Source organism: Niveibacterium sp., assembly GCF_041909475.1.
Taxonomy (GTDB): Bacteria; Pseudomonadota; Gammaproteobacteria; order Burkholderiales; family Rhodocyclaceae; genus Niveibacterium.
On record NZ_JAYRDJ010000016.1, the window covers coordinates 59,571 to 85,535 of the forward strand.

At 64.3% G+C, this 25,965-nt stretch carries 22 protein-coding genes; 13 read left to right on the forward strand and 9 right to left on the reverse strand.

Annotated features, from left to right (window positions below):
* Positions 1-108: 108 nt before the first annotated feature.
* The 3 genes from ACE3P0_RS12015 to ACE3P0_RS12025 are packed head-to-tail and all read left to right on the forward strand — an operon-like array spanning position 109 to position 3,598.
* A complete protein-coding gene (locus ACE3P0_RS12015; protein ID WP_374402865.1) occupies positions 109-1,506 on the forward strand; it encodes an aldehyde dehydrogenase family protein in 1,398 nt (465 codons plus the stop codon).
* Positions 1,503-3,029 (forward strand): AMP-binding protein, encoded by a 1,527-nt coding sequence (locus ACE3P0_RS12020; protein WP_374402866.1) that lies wholly within the window; start codon positions 1,503-1,505, stop codon positions 3,027-3,029. Before ACE3P0_RS12015 ends, ACE3P0_RS12020 begins: the two co-directional genes overlap by 4 nt.
* Before the next feature lie 5 nt (positions 3,030-3,034).
* Positions 3,035-3,598 carry a hypothetical protein gene (locus tag ACE3P0_RS12025; protein ID WP_374402867.1) on the forward strand — a complete coding sequence of 188 codons (564 nt, stop codon included), beginning with the start codon at positions 3,035-3,037 and terminating at the stop codon, positions 3,596-3,598.
* 60 nt (positions 3,599-3,658) lie between these two features.
* Here ACE3P0_RS12025 and ACE3P0_RS12030 read toward each other — a convergent pair whose 3' ends face one another.
* From ACE3P0_RS12030 to ACE3P0_RS12055, 6 genes are all read right to left on the reverse strand, one after another.
* The gene (locus ACE3P0_RS12030; RefSeq protein WP_374402869.1) at positions 3,659-4,393 is read right to left on the reverse strand and encodes an amino acid ABC transporter ATP-binding protein; all 735 of its coding nucleotides are present in this window, start codon (positions 4,391-4,393) and stop codon (positions 3,659-3,661) included.
* Positions 4,394-4,396: 3 nt separating this feature from the next.
* Entirely contained in the window at positions 4,397-5,092 is a 696-nt protein-coding gene (locus tag ACE3P0_RS12035) for an amino acid ABC transporter permease (RefSeq protein ID WP_374402870.1), read from the reverse strand.
* Positions 5,089-5,784, reverse strand: a complete 696-nt coding sequence (locus tag ACE3P0_RS12040; RefSeq protein WP_374402871.1) for an amino acid ABC transporter permease — start codon at positions 5,782-5,784, stop codon at positions 5,089-5,091. Before ACE3P0_RS12040 ends, ACE3P0_RS12035 begins: the two co-directional genes overlap by 4 nt.
* A 54-nt stretch (positions 5,785-5,838) precedes the next feature.
* Positions 5,839-6,675 (reverse strand): ABC transporter substrate-binding protein, encoded by an 837-nt coding sequence (locus ACE3P0_RS12045; protein ID WP_374402873.1) that lies wholly within the window; start codon positions 6,673-6,675, stop codon positions 5,839-5,841.
* Positions 6,676-6,809: 134 nt separating this feature from the next.
* The gene (locus ACE3P0_RS12050) at positions 6,810-8,396 is read right to left on the reverse strand and encodes a rhodanese-like domain-containing protein (protein WP_374402874.1); all 1,587 of its coding nucleotides are present in this window, start codon (positions 8,394-8,396) and stop codon (positions 6,810-6,812) included.
* A 58-nt stretch (positions 8,397-8,454) separates the two neighbouring features.
* On the reverse strand, positions 8,455-9,414 hold the full coding sequence (locus ACE3P0_RS12055) for an aliphatic sulfonate ABC transporter substrate-binding protein (protein ID WP_374402875.1): 960 nt from the start codon (positions 9,412-9,414) through the stop codon (positions 8,455-8,457).
* 192 nt (positions 9,415-9,606) lie between these two features.
* On the opposite strand from ACE3P0_RS12055, the gene ACE3P0_RS12060 reads away from it, so the two are divergent.
* The 8 genes from ACE3P0_RS12060 to ACE3P0_RS12095 all read left to right on the forward strand — a co-directional run bounded on the left by ACE3P0_RS12060 (position 9,607) and on the right by ACE3P0_RS12095 (position 17,852).
* A complete protein-coding gene (locus ACE3P0_RS12060; protein ID WP_374402876.1) occupies positions 9,607-11,220 on the forward strand; it encodes a GMC family oxidoreductase in 1,614 nt (537 codons plus the stop codon).
* On the forward strand, positions 11,217-12,533 hold the full coding sequence (locus ACE3P0_RS12065; RefSeq protein WP_374402877.1) for an aminotransferase class III-fold pyridoxal phosphate-dependent enzyme: 1,317 nt from the start codon (positions 11,217-11,219) through the stop codon (positions 12,531-12,533). Before ACE3P0_RS12060 ends, ACE3P0_RS12065 begins: the two co-directional genes overlap by 4 nt.
* A gap of 126 nt (positions 12,534-12,659) precedes the next feature.
* Positions 12,660-13,646, forward strand: coding sequence for a taurine ABC transporter substrate-binding protein (gene tauA / locus ACE3P0_RS12070; protein WP_374402878.1), 987 nt, complete (start codon positions 12,660-12,662; stop codon positions 13,644-13,646).
* A gap of 9 nt (positions 13,647-13,655) precedes the next feature.
* On the forward strand, positions 13,656-14,444 hold the full coding sequence (tauB, locus tag ACE3P0_RS12075; protein ID WP_374402879.1) for a taurine ABC transporter ATP-binding subunit: 789 nt from the start codon (positions 13,656-13,658) through the stop codon (positions 14,442-14,444).
* Positions 14,441-15,283 carry a taurine ABC transporter permease TauC gene (tauC, locus tag ACE3P0_RS12080; protein WP_374402880.1) on the forward strand — a complete coding sequence of 281 codons (843 nt, stop codon included), beginning with the start codon at positions 14,441-14,443 and terminating at the stop codon, positions 15,281-15,283. The genes tauB and tauC overlap by 4 nt, the downstream gene beginning before the upstream one ends.
* Positions 15,284-15,306: 23 nt before the next feature.
* A complete protein-coding gene (locus ACE3P0_RS12085) occupies positions 15,307-16,359 on the forward strand; it encodes a methionine ABC transporter ATP-binding protein (protein WP_374402881.1) in 1,053 nt (350 codons plus the stop codon).
* Positions 16,349-17,026: a methionine ABC transporter permease gene (locus tag ACE3P0_RS12090; RefSeq protein ID WP_374402883.1), complete on the forward strand. Its 678-nt coding sequence runs from the start codon at positions 16,349-16,351 to the stop codon at positions 17,024-17,026. Before ACE3P0_RS12085 ends, ACE3P0_RS12090 begins: the two co-directional genes overlap by 11 nt.
* Before the next feature lie 28 nt (positions 17,027-17,054).
* Positions 17,055-17,852, forward strand: a complete 798-nt coding sequence (locus tag ACE3P0_RS12095) for a MetQ/NlpA family ABC transporter substrate-binding protein (RefSeq protein WP_374402884.1) — start codon at positions 17,055-17,057, stop codon at positions 17,850-17,852.
* Between the two features lie 25 nt (positions 17,853-17,877).
* On the opposite strand, the gene ACE3P0_RS12100 is transcribed toward ACE3P0_RS12095, so the two are convergent.
* Positions 17,878-19,266 carry an APC family permease gene (locus tag ACE3P0_RS12100; RefSeq protein WP_374402885.1) on the reverse strand — a complete coding sequence of 463 codons (1,389 nt, stop codon included), beginning with the start codon at positions 19,264-19,266 and terminating at the stop codon, positions 17,878-17,880.
* Between the two features lie 186 nt (positions 19,267-19,452).
* Between ACE3P0_RS12100 and ACE3P0_RS12105 the strand changes: the two genes are divergently transcribed.
* Positions 19,453-21,906 (forward strand): TonB-dependent receptor plug domain-containing protein, encoded by a 2,454-nt coding sequence (locus ACE3P0_RS12105; protein ID WP_374402886.1) that lies wholly within the window; start codon positions 19,453-19,455, stop codon positions 21,904-21,906.
* 196 nt (positions 21,907-22,102) lie between these two features.
* On the opposite strand, the gene ACE3P0_RS12110 is transcribed toward ACE3P0_RS12105, so the two are convergent.
* Both ACE3P0_RS12110 and ACE3P0_RS12115 read right to left on the reverse strand, forming a co-directional pair.
* Positions 22,103-22,969, reverse strand: coding sequence for an SMP-30/gluconolactonase/LRE family protein (locus ACE3P0_RS12110; protein WP_374402887.1), 867 nt, complete (start codon positions 22,967-22,969; stop codon positions 22,103-22,105).
* Complete coding sequence (locus ACE3P0_RS12115; protein WP_374402888.1) at positions 22,966-24,045, reverse strand: LacI family DNA-binding transcriptional regulator; 1,080 nt, start codon at positions 24,043-24,045, stop codon at positions 22,966-22,968. Before ACE3P0_RS12115 ends, ACE3P0_RS12110 begins: the two co-directional genes overlap by 4 nt.
* A 182-nt stretch (positions 24,046-24,227) precedes the next feature.
* Here ACE3P0_RS12115 and araD point away from each other — a divergent pair, with 182 nt between their 5' ends.
* Positions 24,228-25,964, forward strand: a complete 1,737-nt coding sequence (araD, locus tag ACE3P0_RS12120) for an L-arabinonate dehydratase (protein ID WP_374402889.1) — start codon at positions 24,228-24,230, stop codon at positions 25,962-25,964.
* Position 25,965: the final 1 nt, after the last annotated feature.

A 25,965-nucleotide genomic window follows, 5' to 3' on the forward strand; every position in this document is an offset into this window, starting at 1 on the left:
ATGGCGCAGGCGCATATCCAGAAGCACGCAAAGCAAAGCAGGAACTCGACTTTGTGCTGCACGGTGATCGCGTTACTAATCGCGGCTCACCTCTCCAGCGAATTCCCTGTGTCCCAAACCACTTCCGTAGCCGATCTGATTTCGCGCGCCCGCGGCGCCCAGCTCATTGCAAACACGTGGACTCAGCAACAGGCAGACGACGCCGTTGCCGCGGCTGCATGGGCGATCGTCGAGCCCGAAAGAAACCGCCGACTTGCGGAGCTGGCGGTAGCGAGTACCGGCCTCGGCGCGGTCGACGACAAAGTGCAGAAGAACTACCGCAAGACACTTGGGCTGTTACGCGACCTGCATGGAGCAAAGTCAGTCGGCATCATCGAGGAAGACAGCGCGCGCGGCCTTACGACGATCGCACGCCCGGTTGGCGTGGTGGCGGCGATCACGCCGTCTACAAACCCTGCCGCGACGCCGGCCAACAAGCTGATCAATGCGTTGAAGACGCGCAACGCCGTCGTGCTTGCGCCCTCGCCCAAAGGGCTGAAAACCGCCACGTTGCTGGTCGAGTTTGTCCATGCCGAATTGCGCAAGATCGGCGCGCCGCTCGATCTCGTACAAGTGCTGTCGCCCGCGGGTGGACGTGCGGCCCTGCACGAGCTGATGCGCGCTGCGGACCTTGTCGTCGCCACAGGTTCATCGGCGAACGTGCGGGCAGCGTATGAAAGCGGCACGCCCGCGTTGGGTGTCGGCGCCGGAAACGTGGCAGGCATCGTGCTGCCGGCCGCCGACCTTGCGCTGGCCGCGGCGCGCATCGTTACGTCCAAGACCTTCGATAACGCGACGAGTTGCTCCTCCGAGAACAGCTTGGTGGTGGTCGGCGACGCGTGGCCAGCACTGCTCGCAGAACTTGAGCGTCGGGGCGCGGTGCTGCTGACGCACGACGAAGCGCAGCAGTTGCAGCACGCAATGTTCCCCGGCGGAAAGCTCGCCGGCGCCTTCATCGCGCAGCCTGCGGCCCGCATCGCCGCGCTCGCCGGATTGACGCGTGGGGCGGTGCTGAATGCGCACGTCCTGCTCGTATCACCGCAGGGCGTCGGTGCTGCGCATCCGTTCTCGGGCGAAAAGCTCTCGCCGGTTCTGGCGCTCTACCGGGTTGCTGACTTCAATGCCGCACTGACGCAGGTGCAAGCCATCTACGACTACCAGGGCAAGGGCCACTCTGTCGGCGTCCATGGCGCTTCGCCTGACGAGGCGCTGCAGCTGGGGCTACGGCTCCCGGTCTGCAGGGTGATCGTCGATCAGGTGCATAGCTACGCCGTGGGCGGCGCCTTCAACAATGGCCTGCCATTCTCGCTCTCGATGGGGTGCGGCACCTGGGGCGGAAACGGATTTTCGGACAACCTGAACTACCGCCACTTCCTCAACCTGACGCGAATCGTGCGGCCGATTGCGGAACAGATCCCGACGGAAGAGCAGCTGCTGGGTGACTACTGGGAGCGCTTCGCAAAATGAGCGTCCGCCCAGCATCCGTGCGCGCCCTGCTCGAACGCCAAGCCGCAGCACAACCCGAACGGCCGTTCCTGCTCTCGCCACAGAGCGCTTCGTCACTCGATTACGCCCAGCTCGCTGCGCGTGCTCGTGGCCTCGCATGGTGGCTCGAAGCGCGTGGCATCAGACCCGGCCAGCATGTCGCCTGGCTACTACCCAATGGTGCGCAGAGCGTACGCCTGCTGCTGGGTTGCATGGCAGGCGGCTACGTCGCGACCCCGCTGAGTCTGCTCGCTCAACCGACCCAGCTTGGGTACGTGATACAGCATTCGGAATGCCGAGTGGTGTTCGTCTCACCCAGTCATCTGCCCACGCTGCAAGCCGCCATCGACGGCATCGCGAAAGCACCGACGGTCTTCGTTGTCGATCCGGAAGACCCAGCCTTCGTCGATGAATCCGCTGAACATGGATGGCCGAGCCCCGAACCCACGTCGGATCGCCCCGCCCTGCTGATGTACACCTCCGGCACCACCGGACGGCCGAAGGGTGTCGTTCTATCGCAACGCAATGTGCTGGCCGGCGCGCGCAACGTCAGCGACGCGCACTGCCTCAGCCAGCACGACCGGGTGCTCGCCGTGCTGCCGCTCTACCACATCAACGCGCAGATCGTGACCGTGCTCGCACCGCTGTACCACGGCGGCAGCCTCGTCATGCCGCCCCGATTCAGTGCCAGCCAGTTCTGGGCTCAGACGATTGAACACAACTGCACCTGGATCAATCTGGTGCCGACCATGATCGCCTACCTACTGGCGGCTGACACCTCACTCGATCCAGCAAGCCTTCGCGCGCTGCGCTTCGCCCGGTCTGCGTCCGCGCCGCTGGCGCCTGAACTGCTGCGCGCCTTCGAAGCGCGTTTCGGCATCGGCGTCATCGAGACGATGGGTCTGACCGAGACTGCCGCACCCTGTTTCAGCAATCCGTTCGAGGCGAGCCTGCGCAAGACTGGCAGCCCAGGTCTGCCCTGGGGCTGCGAAGCGCGGGTCGTGCCACCGGGCAGCGCCGACGCCGCACCCGACGGCATTGAAGGCGAGATCCAGATCCGCGGCGCCAACGTGATGGCGGGCTACTACAAGGACCCGGATGCCACGGCTGCCGCGCTCACTTCCGATGGCTGGCTGCGCACTGGCGACCTCGGACGTCGCGACGCTGACGGCTTCTACACCGTCACCGGGCGGCTGAAGGAGATCATCATCAAGGGCGGCGAGAACATCGCCCCGCGCGAGATCGACGAAGCCCTGCTCGCGCACCCGGCGGTGCTGGAAGCCGCTGCGACGGGCATTCCAGACAAGGTCTACGGACAAGACATCGTGGCAGGCGTCGTCCTCCATCCCGGCGCAAGCTGCGACGAAGCGAGCCTGCTCGCCCACTGCACCCGGGCGCTTGGCGCCTTCAAGACACCGCGGACGATCCACATTCTCAGCGCGTTGCCCAAAGGCCCTTCCGGGAAGATCCAGCGCCTGAAGCTGCTCGATGAGGTGCGGGCCTGAAGACCATGGGTACCAGATCGAGCGTCGACGCCAACTATCGCTTTATCGCCGCGAGCCAGGAAGTAAACGCCCGCATCACGCAACGGCAACAAGCGCTTGCCCTGTACGTCACCCTGATCGTGAGCCTGCTCGCCGCGCTGGTTGCGCTTCGCTCAAGCTCCGGCCACGGCACCGTGCCTGCCGAGTGGCTGCTGCTCGGATTCCCGGTGGCCTCGGTGTGTCTCACCTTCCTGAACTACAAAGCCGAGCGCGCCATCACGAACCTCAGGCAGTTCCTGTCGGCGCTTGAGCAGCTCGATGACGCCCACGATTCCCTGCCCAGTTACAACACGCACGGACGATGGGCGCAGGGGGCCAACAAGGCACGCCGCTACCACGATTACGCTGCGGCGGTGCTGGTCGCCGGGGGTAACGCCGTGGGGCTCGGCGCAGTGCTCGCGCTCTATCCGCAGCGCGTCGCGGTAGCGCCTTTTACGTTGTGGCTTTCGGTTGCGGTTGCGGCCGCCTCAATACTGGTGCTTCTGCTCAACCCGCGCAGGGGCTTCAAGCCCGAAGACGCCAAGGACTGATAACCGTGTAGTACTTGCCAAGGCTGAGGCCGGCACGCCGGCCGGCGACAACGCCCTGCGTCAGCTGAACGGCGTGCGGATGTCGGAGAGAAACTTCTGCGCGCGCGGGTGCTGTGGCCGGTTGAAGAAGTCATCCGGCGTGCCGCGCTCGAGCACTTTTCCGTGATCCATGAACAGGACCCGGTCCGCCACTTCGCGCGCAAACCCCATCTCGTGCGTGACGCACACCATTGTCATGCCGTCGCGCGCGAGGTCGCGCATCACGAGGAGCACCTCACCGACCATCTCGGGGTCCAGCGCGCTGGTGGGCTCGTCGAACAGCATCAGAGGCGGATTCATGACCAGCGCACGCGCAATCGCAACCCGTTGTTGCTGACCACCGGAGAGCTGCGCCGGATGCACATTGGCCTTGCCGGCGAGGCCGACACGGTCGAGCAGCGCAAGCGCCTTCTCACGCGCCTCGGCGACCGTCAGACGGCCCAGATGCACTGGCGCAAGCGTGCAGTTCTCGAGCACGCTCAAATGCGGAAACAGGTTGAACTGCTGGAAGACGAATCCGATGCCAGAGCGGAGGGCGTTGACGTCCACGCCCGGACCATGGATGTCCTTGCCATCGAGCAGGATGTGGCCACTCTGGATCTCTTCCAGACGGTTGATGGTGCGAATCAGCGTGGACTTGCCCGAGCCCGATGGCCCGCACACAACCAGCACCTCGCCGCGCGCGATCGTCTCGGTGACATCGACGAGCGCGTGGTACTTGCCGTACCACTTGTTGACCTGTTGGAACTCAATCATGGATTACGCCGGGAGTGGATCGGGCTTGCGGCCAAGCCGCCGCTCCAGCCGGTACGCCAACCGCGAAAGGCCGAAGCACAGCGTGAAGTAGGTCAGCCCGAGGATCAGGTAGATCTCGGTGGGGTGCGTCAGCACCAGCGAGTTGATTTGCGAGGCGATGAACGACACCTCGTTGAGCCCGATGATGTAGCCCAGCGAGGTTTCCTTGATCGTGGAGATGAACTGGTTCACCAGCGAAGGCAGCATGTTGCGAAACGCTTGGGGCAAGATCACCCGCCGCAAGGCCGCCGGGTAACTGAGCCCCAGCGAACGAGCGCATTCCAGCTGCCCCTTCGGAATGCTCTGGATACCGGCACGCACGATCTCGGCGATGTAGGCGCCGTCGAAGATCACCAGCGCGGCGAGCATCGTCGCGAACTGGCTCGTCTTATGCCCTGTCACGGTCGGCAGGAAGAAGTAGGCCCAGAACACCACCATCAACAGCGGCGTGCCACGCACCACGAACACCAGGGCGCTCACCGGCCAGCGCACCGCGCGCCACGGGCTGAGCCGCGCAATCCCCAGCACCACGCCCACCGGGAAGGCGAGCAGCAAGGCCGCGCCCCCAAGCAGCAAAGTGAGCACCAGACCGCCCAGCGGCCCGTTCGGATACTGACCGATCAGGAAGTACAGCCAGTAGGTATCGAGCAAATCGATCATGCCGTGCGCGCCGGATAGCGGTGGTGGTAGATCGCGGCGAGCGCGGTGATCAACAGCGAGATCGTGAGGTAGGCCGCCGTGCAGGCGGCAAAGGTCTCGAAGCCGCGGAAGCTGGCGGTCTCGACGCGCTGCGCCTGATACATCAATTCGGCGACACCGATCACGGTAGCGATGCTGGTGTTCTTCCACAAGCTCAGCGTCTGCGAGATCAGCGGCGGCACGGTGATACGCAGCGCCTGCGGCAACACGATGCGGCGCATCGTCGCGAGGAAGCTCAAGCCCAGCGCGCGCCCGGCTTCGAGCTGGGTCACCGGCACCGCACGGATGCCGCTACGGATGTCCTCTGCCATGAAGGCCGTTGTGTAGACCACCAGCGCGATCAACGCACAAAGTGCTTCGGCGTCGTGCGCGTAGAGCCACTGCTTGGCTGGGCCCGGCAACAGCTCGGGCGCACCGAAGTACCACCACAGCATGTGCACCAGCAAGGGCACGCTGCGAACGCCCTCGACATACACGAAACCCGCCGCGCGCACGAAACGCGAGGGCGCCATTCGCAGCAGCGCAACGAGCGCGGCCAAAGGCAACGCGAACACAAGCGTGAGCCCCGTCAAGGCCAACGAGAGCAGGAAGCCCTTGAGCAGCCAACCCTGGAACTGGCCGCTGAAGATCACTGCGAAGTCGAGTTCGGTCATGAGAAATGAAAGGCCCCGCCAGAAGATCCGGCGGGGCCAGTTACCACAGGAGACTTAGGCGGAGACTTTGTCGGAGTCGATCTTGAACGAGCGGCTCGGGAACTTGATGCGCGACGAGGGGCCGTACCACTTGAAGAAGAGCTTCTCGGCCTCACCCGACTTTTCGAGTTCGGTCAGGGTGCCGTCAATCGCAGCCTTGAGATTCTTTTCACCCTTCTTGATGCCCAGCGCCAGCGGCTCGACGCTGATGCTCTGCGGCACGATGGTGTAGTCCTTCTGCGCCGCGCCGAGCTTGCTGAAATCCGACAGGATCGACACTTCGTCATTCACGAAACCGATGCCCTTGCCTTGCTGCAGTGCCTGGAAGGCCTGCGGGCCAGTTTCGAAGGTGACGACGTCCACATTCTGCACAGCCTTGCGGATATTCGGTTCCTGAGTACCGCCCTTGATCGTCACGAGCTTCTTGCCGCTAAGCTGAGACAGTTGCGTGATGCCGCTGTCCTTGCGCACCAGTACTTTCTGACCGGTCACAAAAGTCGTCAGCGAGAAGTCGATCACCGCTTCACGTTCCTTGTTATGCGTCAGCGATGCGGCCAGGATGTCGACATGCCCCTGCTGCAGTTCGGGGATACGCGCCGCAACGGCGAGCTGCTTGAGCGTCAGCTTCACACCCAGCTTCTTGGCAATCGCCCGCGCCAGGTCAACTTCATAGCCAACAATCTCGCGCGTCTTGGGGTCGATGAAGCTGTTCGGCTCGTCAGTACCCAGCACGCCGACAACCAACTCACCCTTCTTCTTGATGTCGTCGAGTTGATCGGCATGTGCAGTGGCGGAAACGCTCGCTGCAGCAAGTGCGAGGGAGAGACCGAAGATCTTGACGAGAGCTTTCATTTCAGAGGTCCTTGCTCGGGGAGATGATGGAACCGAGTCTATCGACGCGCCGGCCGCGACCGAACTTAGAAGATTTCATAAGCAAACCTGCCTGCACAGGAAAAGCGTTCTCCAAGCGGGTGCAACACGATTGTTCAGATCACACGGAAGCCGTGCGTGGCGTCTCGCTCAAGCTGCGCGACGAGTCCGTACTCCCAATCCAGGTAGGCCTGCATCGCCGACGCCGGGTTGTCGGTTCCCTCGTACGGGCGTCGATAGCGATCGATGCGTGGCGAGGCAAGGCGTGCATCGCCAGCGCCTTCCGCACCCCCTGCCGCAAACCACGCGACGTTGCCGCCCGCAAGGACGTGCACCGTCGCATCCACCAGCGCCCGCAGATCCGCCGCCGCCCAGGCAGCGAGCTCGACCTCATCCGCGGTGACGATGTAGTGCTGGGCGATTGGCAATCGATGCAGATCGTCAGCCAGGCGGGCGCGAAGAATGAACCAGGCGCCGTCAACATGTCGCTTCACGTAGCGCGCGCTCGGCCCGACATCAAGCGCGAGCGCCGTGCCGCTGGCCAGTAGGCGTTGTGCCTCCGCGACGCTGACACCGGGAACGGCTGGCGCGTGCGGGGCCAGCGATATCGGCGCCCCCTGCTCCGAAAGCTCGGCCGGCCCGAGTGGCGGCAGCACGAAGACCTGCCAGCCCATCTGTGCGAGCCAGTGTCCGGTCATGCTGGCGCGCACGCCATCGTCGTCGGCCAGCACGACTCTCGCACCGCGAACCGGGGCGAACATCTCCGTCTCCTGCACGAGTTGGCCGCCAGGTGCTGAGATAAAGCCGGCCGCGTGTGCGAGAGCGAACTCCTCAGGCGTGCGGACATCAAAGCGATACAGCGTGCGCATGGTGTCCGCCTCCAGGTCACGCAAAGCTTCCCAGCTCAGGCGTTCGACGCCTGCGCGATCGGCCAGCGCCCGGGCAGCCCGCGCGGCGAGCTCACGATGATTCTCGCTGACCTCACCGTGGCGTGCGGTCGCGCCGCTGGAGAGGGCATACCCGGCCAGCGTCCAGCCAATCGTGCCGTTCCTTAGGGCAAACACGCGGTTTGGAATACCCGCGTTGATCAGGGACTGCGCGCCGATGATGCTGCGCGTGCGCCCTGCACAATTCACGATGACCTGCGTATCGGGATCCGGTGCGATATCGCGGATCCGTAAAGCCAATTCACCGCCGGGCACGCTGGTGGCAGAGGGAATGCTCATCGTCCGGTATTCGTCGAAACGACGGGCGTCGACGATTGCGACATCCGCGCCCTCGTCGATCAAGCGCTTCACGGCGTCAGCCGGTAGCGAAGGCGTGTGTCGAACCGCCTCGACCAGTTCGCCGAACGCCTTGCTCGGCACATTCACATCGGAGAACAGCTCACCGCCCGAAGCTGCCCAGCCGATGAGCCCGCCTTCAAGTAGATGCACCTTCGTATAGCCCAACGCCGTCAGGCGTGCTACGGCCCGTTCGGCGAGGCCCTCGCCCGAGTCCATCACGACGATGGGTACGTCGCTGCGCGGCGGACGCGACCACGCATCCAGCTCCAGGCGGGACAAGGGCATGTTCGCCGCGAACAGCGGATGCGATTCGGCGTGCAGCGCCTCTTCGCGAACGTCAAGCAAGGCGATTTCGCTGCGCGAGCGCAGCGCTTGCCGCACGGCGGCGGCATCCAGAACAGGCAACACTGCGGGCATTCCGGCAGAAACGAGAAGGCGGCCGGACGATGTCGCCAGCCGCGCCGTACAAAGCGATTTACTTCGGAGACCAGACTGATGCGTTCTTTGCGACCACCGCCGCCGGCAGCACACCCAGACTCAGGAAGGTGTCGGCAATCTTCTGTTGCTCTTCGAACACGGAAGCCTGCACCAGGCGCACGTCGAGGCTACGACGATTGATCACGCGCTCAAGCGTGGGTACGTCGGTACCGACTACCGGTGCAAGCACCTCTGACGCCGCTTTCGGGTTCTGTTTTGCCCAACGGCCTGTGTCGGCGACTTCGTTGAAGAAGGCGCGCAAGACATCGGGCCGCTTGGCCGCGTAAGCAGACGACGCCAGGTAGAAGCGTTGATACGGCGTGATGCCCTTGCCATCGGTGACAACGCGAATGTCCGTCTTCTGCAGTTCGGAGAGGAACGGGTCCCACAGCGCCCACGCATCCACCGAGCCGCGCTCAAAGGCCGGGCGCGCATCCGGCGGCTGCAGGAAGGTGAGATCGACATCCTTGAGGCTCAGGCCGGCGTTGGTGAGCGCTTTGGTCAGCAGCAGATGTGCGCCGGCGCCCTTGGTCACCGCCACACGCTTGCCTTTCAGATCCGCCACCGTCTTGATCGGCGAGTTCTTTGGCACGACGATCGCTTGCGCCTCCGGCGAAGGCGTCTCCAGTGCGAGATAGGTGATCTTCGCGCCAGCTGCCTGCGCGAAGATCGGCACCGTATCCGCAACGTCCGCCGAGATGTCGATGCTGCCAAGGTTCACCGCTTCGAGGAGCGGCGTGCCGGACGTGAATTCAAGCCATTGCACTTTCACGCCCAGCGGCGCGAGCGCCTTCTCCAGCGTGCCGCGCGTCTTGGCGATCAAGGTGAGCGTAGAGGACTTCTGGTACCCGATACGGACCACGTCGCCGTCAGCGGCCCAACTGGTGCCCAGCGTGAACATGGCCAGCGTCGCCACAATCGCACTGACGGCCGAACGTCCGAAATTGAGTCTTCTCATCTGATCTTCCTATTCGTATTTCGAGCGGCACGCGCCGCAGACGAACGCATTCTCGGGCGCCGAAGTACCCCAACGGAAATACGATCTAGTGCTATCGATTTCGATTCGAATCGAAGACCTTTAGCAAAACTTCTTCGTTCGTAAGCGCGCGACGCGGGCTTCCAATGCCCCTCTTCATGTGAGGGATGCATCGTGGCGCAAGCCGAATATGACTTTGTGGTAGTGGGTGCCGGTTCAGCCGGTTGCGTAGTCGCCAACCGACTGAGCGAAAGCGGACGCTTCAGCGTGCTGCTGCTCGAGGCAGGCCCGCGAGACTGGCTACCGTGGATTCACCTTCCGATCGGCTACGGCAAGACCATGTTTCACCCGAAGGTGAATTGGCAATTCAAGACCGAGCCCGAACCCGAACTCAAGAACCGCCAGATCTACTGGCCGCGGGGCAGAACCCTGGGCGGCAGCAGCGCGATCAACGGCCTGCTCAACATCCGCGGCCACCACGCCGACTACGACCACTGGCGAGACCTGGGGAACCCCGGCTGGGGCTGGGACGATGTAAAGCCGCACTTCATCCGGCTGGAGAACAACGTTCGTGGCGCCTCCGAGCATCACGGCGACAACGGCCCCTTGTCGATCTCCGACGTACCGCAAAACCACGAATTAATGGACGCGGTGATCCGCGGCGCAAACGAGATCGGCATCGCCTCCAACGCCGACTTCAATGGTGCGAAACAGGACGGCGTGGGCTACTTCCAGCTCACCACACGCAAGGGGTTGCGCTGCTCGGCGGCCGTTGCATATCTGAAACCGGCACGCACGCGCGCCAACCTGCATATCGTCACCGAGGCACACACAACACGCATCCTGTTCGAAGGCAACCGCGCCAGTGGCGTGCACTACCTGCACAAGGGACGACCACGGCAGGCGCTGGCGCGGCGGGAGGTCATCGTCTCGGCCGGCGCGGTACAGAGCCCGCAACTGCTGCAGGTCTCCGGCATCGGCGACCCGGCGCACCTCGCGGAGATCGGCGTGCCACTTCGGCACGCACTGCCCGAAGTCGGACGCAACCTGCAGGATCACCTGCAGATCCGCCTGATGTACAAGGTCAGCAAACCGATCACCACGAACGATGATCTGCGCACGCCCTGGGGCAAGGCGCGGATCGGTTTGCAGTGGCTATTGAAACGCTCCGGCCCGCTTTCGATCGGCATCAACCAGGGCGCACTGTTCGCGCGTGTGCAACCCGGCGCCCAGCGGCCCGACGTGCAGTTTCACTTTGGCACCCTGTCTGCCGATCTCGCAGGCGCACAGCCGCATCCCTGGTCGGGCACGACCTTCTCGGTTTGCCAGCTGCGCCCAAGTTCGCGCGGTACCGTGCTTGCCCGAAGCGCTTCGTCGCTAGACGCCCCAGCAATCCAGCCGAACTACCTGAGCACCGAACACGATCGCGAAGTCGTCACTCGCGCGGTTCGTCTGGCCCGCACGCTGGCGCGCAGCGAGGCGCTGCAACCCTATCTGATCGACGAATACCGCCCTGGCGCCGACTACGGCGAGCGCGATGAAGACCTGCTCGAGTTCGCACGCGACTACGGCGCAACGATCTTCCACCCCGTCGGCACCTGCCGCATGGGCAGCGACGCCGCGTCGGTGGTCGACAGCCGGCTGCGCGTTCGCGGCATTGACGGCCTGCGCATGATCGACGCCTCGATCATGCCCACGATCCCCTCCGGCAACACCCACATCCCGACGGTGATGGTGGGCGAACGCGGTGCAGCGCTGGTTCGGGAAGACCACGGAGACGTGCAATGAGCGGAACACCGAATCTCGACTTCAACTGGCTACCCTTCACGCCAAACCGCGACTTCAAACGCGATCCGAAGATCCTCGCGCGGGCAAAGGGGCTCTACTATTTTGATCCAGCCGGACGCCCGATCATTGACGGTTCGTCGGGCCTGTTCGCAGTCGCGGCGGGCCACGGCCGGCCCGAGATCACCGAGGCGGTACGCGAACAGCTCGACACGCTTGATTTCGCACCCAGCTTCTATCGCGGCAACCCGCCCGCCTTCGTCGCGGCGGAGAAGCTCACGCAGATCCTGCCGGCCGGGCTCGACCGTGTGTTCTTTGTCAATTCCGGTTCAGAGGCTGTCGATACCGCGATCAAGATCGCGCTGCAGTACCACCGTTCGCGCGGCGACGCACGGCGCACGCTGTTCGTCTCGCGCGAGCGTGCTTATCACGGTGTCAATCTGGGCGGCGTCAGCCTTGCTGGCATCGGCAACAACAGACGCAGCTTCGCCAGCGCGTTACCCAACGTGCCCTTGCTGCGCCACACCTGGCTGCCGCAGAACCGCTTTACACGCGGATCGCCCGAACAAGGTGCGGAGCTGGCCGACGACCTGCTGCGCATCATCGGCACGCACGGCGCCGAGAACATCGCAGCGGTGTTCGTGGAGCCGGTCGCCGGCTCCACCGGCGTACTGCCCCCACCCCAGGGTTACCTGCAGCGGTTGCGCGAGATCACTTCCGCGCACGGCATTGTGCTGGTATTCGACGAAGTCATCACCGGCTTCGGGCGCACCGGCAAAGCCTTTGCGTCGCAGACCTTCGGCGTGCGGCCGGACATCCTGACCTCCGCCAAGGCCATCACGAACGGTGCGATCCCGATGGGCGCGGTCGCGGTGGATCGCGCGATCCACGACAGCATCATCGACGCGGCCCCTAGCGACGGGATCGAGTTCTTCCACGGCTACACCTCCGGCGGTCATCCGGTGGCCGCCGCGGCCAGCATCGCAACGCTTGATGTCTATGCCCGCGACGCGGTGTTCGAACGCGGCGAGGCCCTGGCGCCCTACTTCCTCGACCGGATCCATGCGTTGCGCGAATTGCCGGTTGTCAGCGACATCAGAAGCACTGGGCTGCTCGCGGGTGTCGAACTGGCGCCTGATGGTGCGCCCGGCCAGCGCGGCTACCGCATCCAGAAGGCCTTGTTCGACGCCGGCCTGCATATCAAGACCACCGGCGACACCGCAATCATCGCGCCCGCACTGGTTGCCGAGCCGGCACATATCGACGAGATCGTGGGTGTATTGCGCAAGGTGCTCGGCAAGGAGTCGCCAACGTAAAGCGGATCAAATGCATAGATCCGCCAAACGGGATTGCATATCCGATTCTCTTTGTTCCCCTCGAACGCACTGAGGCACAAGATCACCTGAACGGACACGCGTTCGCTTCACTGAAAGGAACTCACCATGCGCCTTGCCAACCGGGTAGCCACCACCCTCATAGCACTTGTCGGATTCCACACGCCCGCGCACGCCGGGGACGAAGTCAGCGTTGCTTACCAGACTTCGGTTGACCCGTCGAAAGTGGCCCAAGCCGATGGGCTCTATGAGAAGGCGACGGGGGCAAAGATCAACTGGCGCAAGTTCGATTCCGGCGCCGAAGTCATCACCGCCGTGGCCTCCGGCGACATCCAGGTCGGCTACGTCGGCTCCAGCCCGCTCGCGGCGGCAGCGAGCAAAGGTCTGCCGGTGGTGACTTTCCTTGTCGCCGCACAGCTCGGCAGCGCCGAAGCGCTGGTAGTGCGCAACGGCAGCAAGATCGAAAAGCCGGCCGACCTGGTCGGCAAGAAAGTCGCCGTTCCGTTTGTCTCGACCACGCATTACAGCCTGCTCGCTGCGCTGAAGCATTGGAAGATCGATGCCGGTAAGGTGCAGATCATCAACCTGCGCCCACCCGAGATCATTGCCGCGTGGCAGCGTGGTGACATTGACGCCGCCTATGTCTGGGACCCGGCGCTGGGCAAGGCCAAGGAGTCCGGCAAGATCCTCGCGACCTCTGCCGATGTCGCCAAGTGGGGCGCACCGACCTTCGACGCCTGGATCGTGCGGAAGGACTTTGCCGAGAAGAACCCGCAGTTCGTACAGCAATTCGCCAAGGTCACGCTTGAGGCGTACGCGGCTTACCGCTCCAACCCGAAAGCCTGGGTTGCCAACGCAGCGAATATCGAAAAGACGGCACGCATCACCGGCGCGAAGCCCGGCGATATCGCCGGTCTGCTTGAGGGCAACGTATTCCCGCTCGGCAAGGAGCAAATTGCGTTGCTGGGCAGCCCAACCGTCAAGGCAGTTTCCGATACCTCGGCCTTCCTCAAAGAGCAGGGCAAGGTCGACGCGGTGAAGGGCGACTACGCGCCCTATGTCTCTGCCGGTTTCGTCAAGACCGCAGCGAAGTAGGCCCGTACCGTGTCGCACCTGATCGTCGATCGCGTCAGCGTCGCCTACCCCGGCAGTGCGCCGGGGGAGGCGGCCCTGCACGACGTATCGCTGAGCATCGGCCCCGGCGAACTGGTCGTGGCGCTCGGTCCATCCGGCTGTGGCAAGACGACGCTGCTTAACCTGATCGCGGGCTTCCTGCAACCGACCCGCGGTCAGATACTGCTCGACGGCCGCGCTGTACGCGGCCCGTCCGCCGAGCGCGGCGTCGTGTTTCAGGACGACACGCTGCTCCCTTGGCAAAGCGTGATCGAAAACGTCGGCTTCGGCCTGCAGCTGAGCGGCCAACCGCGTATCGAACGCGAAGCCGTCGCGCAGAAGATCCTGCAGTGGGTGGATCTTGCCGGCTTCGAACACCACCGCGTGTGGCAACTGTCCGGCGGCATGAAGCAGCGCGTCGGCCTCGCACGCGGGCTTGCCGCCGATCCACGCATCCTGCTGCTCGATGAACCCTTCGCGGCGCTCGACGCATTCACTCGCGAACAGATGCAGGAGCTGCTGCTGCGAGTGTGGCAGCGCAGCGGCAAGCAGATCTTCCTGATCACGCACGATCTTGAAGAAGCCGTGTTTCTCTCCACCGAGCTGGTCTTGCTGTCGCCACGCCCCGGCCGCATCGTCGAACGGATTCCGCTGGAGTTCGGCAAACGCTACGCGGCCGGCGAACCGGCGCGCCGCATCAAGGCCGACCCCGAGTTCATCGCCACCCGCGAATACCTGCGTGAACGCGTCTTCAACCAGCGTGAGGCAGTGCTGCAATGAGCCCGATCGAGTTCACCGCCGGCTACGTCGAGGCGCAAACATTGGGGCCGGAGTCAGCCGCGGGCCCGCGACCTTTGTCGGCGCGCGCAATCAGCGGCATCACGCTCGCCACCCTGCTCGCGCTGTGGTGGGCGATCACCACAATCGGCTTGATCGACGCGCTGTTCCTGCCGTCGCCGCAGGCCGTGCTGGGCAAGCTGTGGACGCTGGCAACCACCGGTTTCATGGACGCCACGCTGTGGCAACACCTTGGGGCGAGCCTCAGCCGTGTGTTGATCGCGCTGCTAGCGGCGGTTCTGCTCGCAGTGCCGATCGGCATCGCCATCGGTCTGAGCCGCGTCGCCAGCGGTGTACTCGACCCGCTGATCGAGTTGTACCGGCCCGTGCCGCCGCTCGCCTACCTGCCCCTGATCGTGATCTGGTTCGGTATCGGTGAGTTCTCGAAGATCCTTCTGATTTCGCTGGCGATCTTCGCGCCAATCGCCATTGCCACCGCCGGCGGCGTCCGCAGTGTATCCAGCCACCGTCTGCGCGCCGCGCAATCGCTCGGCGCAACACGTGTGCAGTTGATCCGCTACGTAGTGCTGCCCAGCGCGCTGCCCGACATCCTCACCGGTATCCGTATCGGACTCGGCACCGGCTGGTCCACGCTGGTCGCGGCCGAACTGGTGGCTGCCACCCGAGGGCTTGGCTTCATGGTGCAGTCCGCCGCCCAGTTCCTCGTCACCGACGTGGTGATTCTCGGGATCATCGTGATTGCGCTGATCGCACTGGCGCTCGAAGTCGGTTTGCGCGCGCTCTCAAGGCGACTCGCGCCCTGGCATCACGCGGGCCATTGAGCCCGCGCTTTCTCCGGATTCCCATGATCGAGCTCTCCCATGTATCCCATTCATTCCGCACGCCTGCCGGTGGCACCGTACGCGCGGTAGACGACGTCTCGCTGCAGATCGCGCAAGGCGAGATCTTCGGCATCATCGGCCGCAGCGGCGCAGGCAAGAGCACGCTGGTCCGCACGCTCAATCTGCTGACGCGGCCCGAACAGGGGCAGATCCGCGTCGACGGCCGCAACCTGTTCGATCTCGACGAAGATGCGCTGCTGCGCGCACGACGGCAGATCGGCATGATCTTCCAGCACTTCAACCTGCTCGCATCACGTACGGTGTATGGCAACGTTGCGCTGCCGCTGGAACTCGTGGGCCTCTCGCCCAAGGTGATCGCCAGCGAGGTGAACAATCTGCTCGCACTGGTGGGCCTCGCCGATGAGGCGGAGCGTTATCCGCATCAGCTCAGCGGCGGGCAGAAGCAGCGTGTCGGTATCGCACGAGCGCTGGCCAACAACCCCAAGGTGCTGCTGTCGGACGAGGCCACGTCCGCGCTCGATCCGGAAACCACCCGCGCGATCCTCGATCTGCTCAAGCGCATCAACCGCGAGTTGGGCCTCACCATTGTGCTGATCACGCACGAGATGCAAGTCGTGAAACAGATCTGCGATCGCGTGGCGGTCATGGACGCTGGTCGGATCATCGAAACGGGGCGAGTGCTGGATGTGTTCCGCTCCCCGCAAACCGACCTCACGCGCACGCTGATCGGCGACGTGATCGCGCATGAGCTGCCGCCAACCGTGCTGGACCGCGTGCGCCGCCGCATCGCCAGCCGCACGGACGGCGCCGCGCCGGAACGACTGCTTCGGCTCTCCTTCGCCGGCGACGATGTCGACCGCCCGCTGCTATCCGACGCGGTGAAACGCTTCGGCGTCGACTTCAACATCCTGCATGGCCAGATCGACGAAATTCAGGGCCAGGCCTTCGCGTCGCTGACCCTGCTCGCGCGAGCCAGCGAAGAGGCGATCCGCGGCACGCTGGATTTGCTGCGTGGGCACGATGTACGCATTGAGGAGCTCAACCATGTCCTATGAGTTGATTTCCCTGCTGGTCACGTCTTTCCTCGAAACCCTGCTGATGGTCGGCGTCGCCGGCAGCGTCGGCGCGCTGTTCGGCGTACCGCTGGGCATCGCGCTGCACGTTACAGAGGCGCACGGCATCCTGCCGCGCCCGGCGTTCAACCGTCTGCTGGGGCTGATCGTCAACGCGGTACGTTCAACGCCCTTCATCATCCTGCTGGTCGCCGTGATTCCCTTCACCCGCCTGCTCACTGGTAGCTCGATCGGCACCGCAGCCGCCGTGGTGCCGCTGACGATTGCCGCGATTCCGTTCATCGCACGCCTGGTCGAAACCGCATTGCGTGAAGTCGATACCGGCCTCGTCGAGGCAGCTCAGGCGATGGGCGCGAACCGCTGGCAGATCGTACGCAAGGTGCTGCTGCCCGAGGCCCTGCCCGGCATCGTTGCCGCGCTCACCGTCACCTTCGTCAGTCTGGTCGGCTACTCGGCGATGGCCGGCGCGGTGGGCGGTGGCGGACTCGGCGATCTTGGCATCCGCTATGGCTATCAACGCTTCCTGCCAGAAGTGATGGCGCTCGTCGTGCTGGTGCTGATCGCCTTCGTCCAGATCGTGCAGACCGCCGGTGACCGGCTGGTGCTGAGGATTTCGCACCGCGCTGCACCGGCCAGCAGCAGTCGCTGACCCCGTTTTCAACCTCGTGGAGAATCCGATGAATCGTCGCAAGCTGATCCAATCGCTGCTCGCCAGTCTCGTACTCACCCCCCTGGCCTTCGGTGCCCAGGCAGACGAGAAACCCCTGAAGATCGGCGTCACAGCGGGGCCCCACGCGCAAATCTTCGAGGTGGTGAAGAAGGTCGCCGAACGCGATGGCCTGAAGATTCAGATCGTCGAGTTCACCGACTATGTGCAGCCCAACGCGGCACTCGCCGCTGGCGATCTGGACGCCAACAGCTACCAGCATCTGCCCTACCTGCAACAACAGATCAAGGATCGCGGCTACAAGTTCGCGCCAGTCGGCTACACCGTGACCTACCCGATCGGGATCTACTCGCGCAAGGTGAAGTCACTCAAGGATCTGAAGGAAGGCGCGCGAGTCGGTATCCCGAACGACCCCACCAACGGCGGCCGCGTGCTCAAGCTGCTTGAGGCGCAGGGCGTGCTCAAACTCAAACTGGAAGCCGGCCTGAAGGCGACACCGCTGGACATTGCCGAGAACCCTAAGAAGCTCAAGATCGTTGAACTGGACGCAGCACAGCTGCCCCGCTCTCTTGAGGATCTCGACGCGGCGGCGGTCAACGGCAACTACGCCGAAACCGCCGGCCTGGTACCAAACCGCGACGCCATTGCGCTGGAAGGCGCGAACGGCCCCTACGCCAACCTGATCGCGGTACGCGACGAAGACAAGACAAAACCCTGGGTCGGCAAACTGGTGAAGGCCTACCACTCCGACGAAGTGAAGCAGTTCATCAAGACCACCTTCAAGGGCAACGCCATCGCTGCCTGGTAGGCCCTGTTCGCGGTGCGCGCAGGCTTCAGGTGCGCACCGCAGAGTCCGGCCCAATGCGGCCCGCGCGCGCAAACAGGCCGGCAATCAACAAAGCACCGATCGCCAGCACCGCAACACCCACCAGCGCCCCCACCTTCGTATAGACAAGGCTGGAATACAGAAGGTAGGCGCTGGTGGCACAGAACATGATCGGCAACAGCGGAAACAGCGGCACGCGAAACGGGCGCTCCACATCCGGGTGACGCCAGCGCAGCACCACCACCGCGCCGCCACTGAGCAGCAGGAAGAACCAATATACCGGCGAGAGGTAGTCCACCATCGTCTCGAAGCCGCCACGCGTGAGCGTGCCGAACAGCACCAGCCCGAGCGCCACCACCCCCATCGCGAGGATGGCACGTCGCGGGCCGCCGCGGCTTTCGTCCCAGGCACCGAGCACTTCCAGGCCGGGCATGTCACGCGCTGCCGCATAGGTTGTGCGCGCCCCGGCGATCAGGATCGCATTCATCACCGAGATCGACGTAATCGCGACAACGCCCACGATCAGCACCTCGCCCCAACGCCCGAACGCGTGGCGCATCAGGTCGGCCGCGGGTGCCGCGCTCTTCGCCAGGCCATCCATGCCGAGCCCGCGCACGAACGCCCAGTTGGCCAAGAGGTAGAGAGCGGCGACGACCAGCAGGCCGCCGAGCAGCGCCCACACGATGCCGCGCCGCTCGTCGCGCATCTCGGCGGATAGCGTGGCCGCGTCGCTCCAGCCTCCGTAAGCGAGAAAGACGAACACCATCGCCACGCCGAGGTCGGTCGTCCCTTTGACGACATGCTGTGCTGGCCCGTGCGCCGGCAAATTGCCAAGCGACAACCATGCGCCAGCAAGCCCTACGCAACACAGTCCGAACAGGACCAACAACATCAGCCCGACTTGCGTGCCGATACCAATCTGCACGCCCCTGAGGTTCAACCCGGTGAGCAGCGCGATCACAAGGGCCGCAAACAAGGCGCTACCGTAAGGCCCCAGCGCGACGAGTTGCGCGAGGTAATCGCCGAACACGAAGGCCAGCAAGGCCATCGAACCGGTGTGGATCACCGAGAAACGCGACCACGCGAACAGGAAGCCAAGTCGCTGGCCGTAGGCGCGCCGCAGGAAGTGGTAGTCGCCCCCAGCATCAGGGAAGGCCGCCGCCATTTCTGCAAAGCACAGCGCACCTATCAGCGACAGTACTCCGCCCACCGCCCAGGCGATGTAGAGATGGCTATCGGTGGCCAGGCTGGCTGCAACGTTAGGCGAGGTCTTGAAGATGCCGGCGCCGATCACCATGCCGACGCACACCGACATGGCATGTCGAACCCCGAGTCGACGTAGCGGCACTGCAACAGTGGTGGAACCGGATGGCGTTGAGGCGGGCGTGGCGGTCATCAGCTTCTTCGTCGGCAAAGCAAGGAGGGGTATGGGCGGGGCGAAGCATGGCCGAAGCGGCTGCAATGCTCAAACGCCAATCCTTCATTTGCATAGCAGTAAAGCGTATTTCTGGTTTTTCGCTCGAACGATATGGTCGGGGCTTCCGACCACTCTGCGCAAACGCATCGTTTGGCAACGACCACAATGACTCAGCACCGCATCGCCCGCCTGCTATCCGCAGGAACCGCCGCCCTCGCCCTTGGCGCCACTGACGCGACACTCGCCGCCAGCGACGAGGCCACGGCCACCATCGATTCGATCGTCGTCACCGGCTCCCGTTCGCGTTCTCGGACCGAATTGACGACACCGGTACCGGTGGATGTGCTGACGCAGGAAGACTTGCGGCGCGCTGCGCCCGCAGGCGGTGATCTGGGCGATGCGCTATCCGCACTGCTGCCCTCGTTCAACTTCCCGCACCAGTCGAACTCCGGCGGTGCCGACCATGTGCGCGCGGCACAATTGCGCGGCATGAGCCCGGATCAGGTGCTGGTGTTGGTCAACGGAAAGCGCCGTCACACAACCGCCGTCGTTAACCTCGAATCGAAGATCGGCAAGGGCACCAACCCGGTTGACTTCAATTCGATACCGATCAACGCGGTGCGCCGCGTTGAAGTGCTGCGCGATGGCGCGGGCGCGCAGTACGGCTCCGACGCGATCGCTGGCGTCATCAACGTCATCCTCGACAACGCGTCTACCGGCGGCGAAGTCGAAGCTTCTTACGGCGCACACCACACCGACTTCGAGCCGACTCAGGAAACCCTCACCGACGGCCGCACGCAGCAATTGCAGGCCAAGTACGGCCTTCGCGTGGGTAACAACGGCGGTTTCGCGCGCGCGGGGATCGAGTATGCCAAACGCGGCGCAACCAACCGCGCCGGCGCTGACCAGATTCCGTTTTTCGAGAACCAGACACCACCCAACCTCGCGCTGCAGGGCCAGCGCAACTACGCACCCGGCGACGGCGAGAGCGAACGGACCAATCTGTGGTTCAACTCGGAGTTGCCCTTCGCGGGTGATCTGACCGGCTATGCCTTCGGCACCTACACGCACGCCGACTCATCCGGCGCGGCCTTCTTCCGCTACCCGGACAGCAGCGCAAACGTTCCTTCGATCTACCCGAGCGGCTACCGCCCGCAAACGACCGGTATCAACCAGGATCTATCGCTGGTAGCCGGCGCGCGCGGCAAGCTGGCCGCTGACTGGGACTTCGACGCGAGCCTGAACTGGGGGCAGAACGCCTTTGAATACGGCGTGCGCAATTCGCTCAACGCATCGCTCGGTACTGACAGCCCGACACGTTTCCACCTTGGTGACTTCCAGTTCAACCAGTTGAGCGCGAACTTCGACGCCACCCGTGAAGTCGCCCTGCCCGGCTTCAGTGCCCCCGCTACCCTTGCGCTGGGTGCCGAGGCGCGCCGGGAGTCCTTCGAAACCCAGGCCGGCGATGCCGCCTCCTACGCGGTCGGCCCGATTGTCGACGCGCCTGGCGGCGCGCAGGCCGGGCCGGGATTACAGAACGGCGACGCGGTGAGCACATCGCGCAACATCCTCGGCGTGTATGCCGACCTTTCGGGCGAGTTGACGCGCAAGCTCTTCGTCAACGTCGCCGCGCGTTACGACCACTACAGCGACTTTGGCGACGCAATCACCGGAAAGCTCAGCGCGCGTTACGAGGTGCTGCCGGGTTATGCGTTGCGCGGCTCGCTTTCGAATAACTTCCGCGCACCTTCGCTCGCGCAGTCCGGCTTCAGCTTCACGGTGACTGATCGCGGTGACGGCGGCGCGCTGTCGCAGGTACGCACGCTGCCGGTCAGCAACCCGATTGCCCAAGCACTTGGCGCCGAGGACCTGAAGGCAGAGAAATCGCAGAACGTCAGCTTCGGCTTTACCGCCCAGCCAGCCAAAGGCTTCGACCTGTCGCTCGACTTCTATCAGATCAAGGTAAAGGACCGCATCACCTTGTCGGAGCGCATCTCGGGCGACGCGGTCAACGACTACCTGCTTGCGACCTTCGGCGTAACAGGCCTGGACGGCGTGAACTTCTTTACCAACGCGGTAGATACCCGCACACGCGGCGCCGATCTGGTTGCAAGCTGGAAAACGCCCCTGGTTGGCGGGCAGTTCAATTTCAACGTTGCGGCCTCCTACTCGAAAACCGAACTCACGCGCATCGCCGATACACCGGCGAAACTCGCGGCGTTGGGCGTGGGCAACGTACTGATCGGCACCGAGGAGAAGAACACCCTTACCAGCGCGGCACCGCATCGCCGCGAGGTCTATACGACCACCTGGACCGACTCGCACTGGGCCCTGCTCGCCCGCCTGACACGCCACGGCACCACCACACGCGTGTTCGACTTTGGCGACGGCTACACACCAACTCAAACCTACGACGCGCAGTACCAGGTGGATGCCGAGGTCGAGTACAAGTTCGCCGGCGGCCTCGCGCTCGCCCTGGGCGGCACCAACCTGACGGATGCCTACCCGAGCCGTTCGATCGACGACATCAGCTACTTCGGCAACCTTCCCTACGACGTGCTCTCGCCGATTGGCATGAATGGCGCGTACTACTACGGGCGGGTGCGATTCAGCTTCTGATTTCTGCGCTTCGTTGGCCCGGCATGCCCAGCACGCCGGGGGGGCCTGCCGGGCATGATTCGATCGCCATGAACTGAAACGGGAACGCTCCAACGTACTCGAGTTGCGCCCGCATCAGCCATCGCAGGCAATCAGCGACCGACGCGCCGCTCCCGCATCGGGTATTGAGGCCGCTGAGCCGCCACGCACGCCGCGGCTAATCAAGGCGGCAATCGACCTCAGCCAAACCGTTCGTCCCCGGATCGAACGAAAACAGTCCGCCCGAGAGCGGATGCGCCGAAAGTTCCGCTTCGCTGCGGCCCGCGCTGGCGCTGGTGACGTAGAGTCGATCCAGCGCTGGCCCGCCAAAAGCGACCATCGTCGGACAACGGACAGGCACGGGGATGGTTCTCAAGCGCTTGCCGTCCGGCGCGATCTGCATGATTGCACCGCCATCGTAGAGGGCGATCCAGTAGCAGCCATCGCGGTCAACCGCGGCGCCATCCGGGCGCCCCTCATCGGGTCCAAACCGCTGAAAGATCTCTGCGGGCCCCAACTCGCCTGTCTCTGGATCATAGGCATGGCGGAAAACAGTGCGCGCAGGCGAGTCCGACCGGTAGAGCGTGCGGCCATCGGGCGCAAATGCGAGTCCGTTGGCAACAGTAATGCCCGAAACGACACGCAAGACGGCACCACGATCCAGCCGGTACAGCCAAGCATCGGGAGCGGTGCGCGGCTCAAACATCGAGCCCACCCAGAAACGCCCCTTTCGATCGCAACGCCCGTCGTTGAATCGCGTCGTTGCCGGGTCGTAGTCGATGCCGGCTACAGGCTCCAAATCGCCACTGAGCGGATCAAACAAGGCAACCCCATGGCGCATTGCGACAAGCAGTCGGTGCCCGGCGAGCGCGATGCAACCGGGTTCATCCGGCAGCGCGAAACTGTCGTTCCGAGCGGTGGCGGGGTCATAGCGATGTATGCGACGGCCCGGGCTATCTATCCACCAAAGGCAGTTGTCCCGTGGCGACCAAAGTGGGCACTCGCCCACACCGGCGCGCGCATCGACAAGGCATTCGATCTTCATGTGCTCTCGCGCGCCAGCAACTGGTAGCCAACGTCAATGACGCTCCCCGGCATTTCGCCAGGATGGATATGTCCAAAGCGGGCCAACAGCAAATTGGCGGTGGCCTCGCCAATCACGTCCACCGGAGGGGCAATTGTCGTCAGTGACGGGGTCAGCATCGCAGCGATCGGAAAGTCGCCGAATCCGGCAATCGCGACGTCTTCGGGCACGCGCAAGCCTCGGCGCTGCGCCTCGAGGAGCGCACCGGCCGCGAGGTTGTCGTTGGCGAAGAAGATGGCATCCGGCCTCGGCGACATACGCAGCAGATGAACCAGGGCATCGCGCCCGGCCTGCAACGGAGATTCTCCGGTCGCGATCGTGACAATAGTTTCCTGCCCGTGGGCGTCGAGCGCCTCGCGGCAACCGCGTTCGCGCACACGGGAGCGCACATCGTCCGCGAGCCCGTTATTCACATAGGCAATCCGCCGATAGCCACGATTGCGCAAATGCAAAGCCATGTCGCGCGCGGCATCGATTTGCGAGAAACCCACCTGCATGAGTGGCGCAGACGGATCGAGATCCCAGGTTTCCACCACCGGCACAGGGCAGCGTTCAAGCAATGCCTGGGCCGCCGCGCTGCGCGAATGGCCGACAACCACCAAGGCAGCCGGGGACCAGTGCAGGAAGGTGCGGATCAGCGCCTCTTCCTGCTCGCGGGAATACGAAGTGTTGCCGAGCAGCAGCTGGTAACCGTGCGCCTGCAAACGCTTCGAGAGCACATCCAGCGTCGTGGCGAAGATCGAATGCATGATGCTCGGCACGATCGCGGCCACGATCGGCGAACTCGCGCTGGCGAGACCTTGTGCGATGCGGTTGGGCACATAGTCGAGCTTGACGATGGCGGCCTCGATGCGTTCGCCGAGTTCGCGCGAAACACTCTCCTTGTTCGCGACATAGCGCGATACGGTGATCGGCGCGGCGTTTGCCAGCCGCGCCACATCACCCAGCGTCGCCCGTCCGCTGCCGCGGCGCCGGCGCTTGGTGGAGGTATCGGCATTCGCTGCTTCCGTACTGCTGTCGGTGGACTTTCGTGACATGCGCAGCCTCTATCCGAGCATTTGCGTATATGGGTTTTCGATTTGCATGTTTGACAGGCAAGCAGCCTGAATCCTACCATCCCGATCGCATTTGGTAGCGCTACCATCGCAGGCAAATCGTAGTTAGATCGCAGCCTGCCGATCCGCTGTACCTCCTCCTTCTGACTCCAGGAATCCATCGCGTGAGCGCCGAAAAAACCCTATCGCCGTCCGATCTACGCAGCGCGCGCTGGTTCGCCAGCGACAGCATGCGTGGCTTCGCACACCGCCAACGGATGCAGCAGATCGGCGCCCGACGGGAAGACTTTCTCGGCAAGCCGCTGATCGCGATCATCAACACCTGGAGCGATCTGTCCACCTGCCACTCACATCTTCCCGAGCGTGCGGCCACCGTTGCGCGCGCCATCATCGCAGCAGGCGGTTATCCGGTCGAACTGCCCGCGCTCTCGCTGGGCGAGATCTTCGTCAAGCCGACCACCATGCTGTATCGCAACTTCCTCGCGATGGAGGTGGAAGAACTGCTGCGTTCGCACCCGGTCGATGGTGCAGTGCTGCTGGGCGGTTGCGACAAAACCACACCCGGCCTGCTGATGGGCGCCCTGTCGGTGGACCTGCCGGTGATCTTCTGCCCAGCGGGCCCGACCCTGAACGACCGCTACAAGGGCGAGCGCGTCGGTGTCGGCACCCACACCCGCAAGTTCTGGGACGAATACTCTGCCGGCGAAGTGGCGCCGCGCGAATGGATACGGCTTGAGTCACGCATGACCCGCTCGGTCGGCACCTGCAACACCATGGGCACCGCCTCGACGATGACCTCGCTCGCCGATGCCCTGGGGTTCACGCTGCCCGGTGCATCGTCGATCCCCGCCGCCGATTCGGCCCATGTGCGCATGGCAGCCGATTGCGGCAGCCGCATCGTTGCGATGGTGTGGGAAGACCTGCGCCCCTCGCACATCGCCACCGAACGCGCCTTCGCCAATGCCACATCGGTCTTCATGGCGCTGGGCGGCTCGACGAATGCTGCCATCCACCTGATCGCGCTGGCGCGCCGCGCCGGGGTTGCGCTTGACCTCGATGCGCTCGACGCCGCCGCAGGTCGCGTACCGGTACTCGCCAACCTCTTCCCGGCCGGCGAGTACCTGATGGAAGACTTCTACTATGCCGGCGGGTTGCCCTCGGTGATCCGCAAACTCGGTGAACATTTCGACCGCAGTACCCGCACGGTGGCGGGAAGCGACTGGCAGACGGCGCTCGACGAACTCGATCCGGTCGACGAGCACGCAGTGATCCGCACCCTGGACGCCCCGCTCACCGCGCAACCGGCGCTTGCCGTGCTGCGTGGCAACCTCGCCCCTAGCGGCGCGGTAATCAAACCCTCGGCGGCGAGTCCGCAACTCTTGCGGCACCGAGGCCGCGCTCTCGTATTCGACTCTTGCGCCGAAATGAATGCGCGCATCAACGACCCCGATCTGAATGTCGATGAACACACCGTGCTGGTGCTGCGCAACGCAGGCCCGGTGGGCGCGCCCGGCATGCCGGAATGGGGTGGCCTGCCGATTCCGAAGAAGTTGCTGGCGCGCGGCGTGCGCGACATGGTGCGCATCTCCGACGCCCGCATGAGCGGCACCCATTACGGCACCTGCGTGCTGCATGTGGCGCCGGAATCCGCCATCGGCGGGCCGTTGGCGCTGGTACAGACGGGCGACGAGATCGAACTCGACGTGCCGGCGCGCCGGATTGAACTGCTGGTCAGCGACGCCGAACTCGCCCGCCGCCGCGCGGCATGGCAAGCGCCTGCCCCGCGCTACACCCGCGGTTACACCGCGCTCTACCAGCAGCATGTCGGCCAGGCTGATACCGGCTGCGACTTCGACTTTCTGGCAGCGCCCGGCGATACGCCCGAACCGGACATCTTCTGAG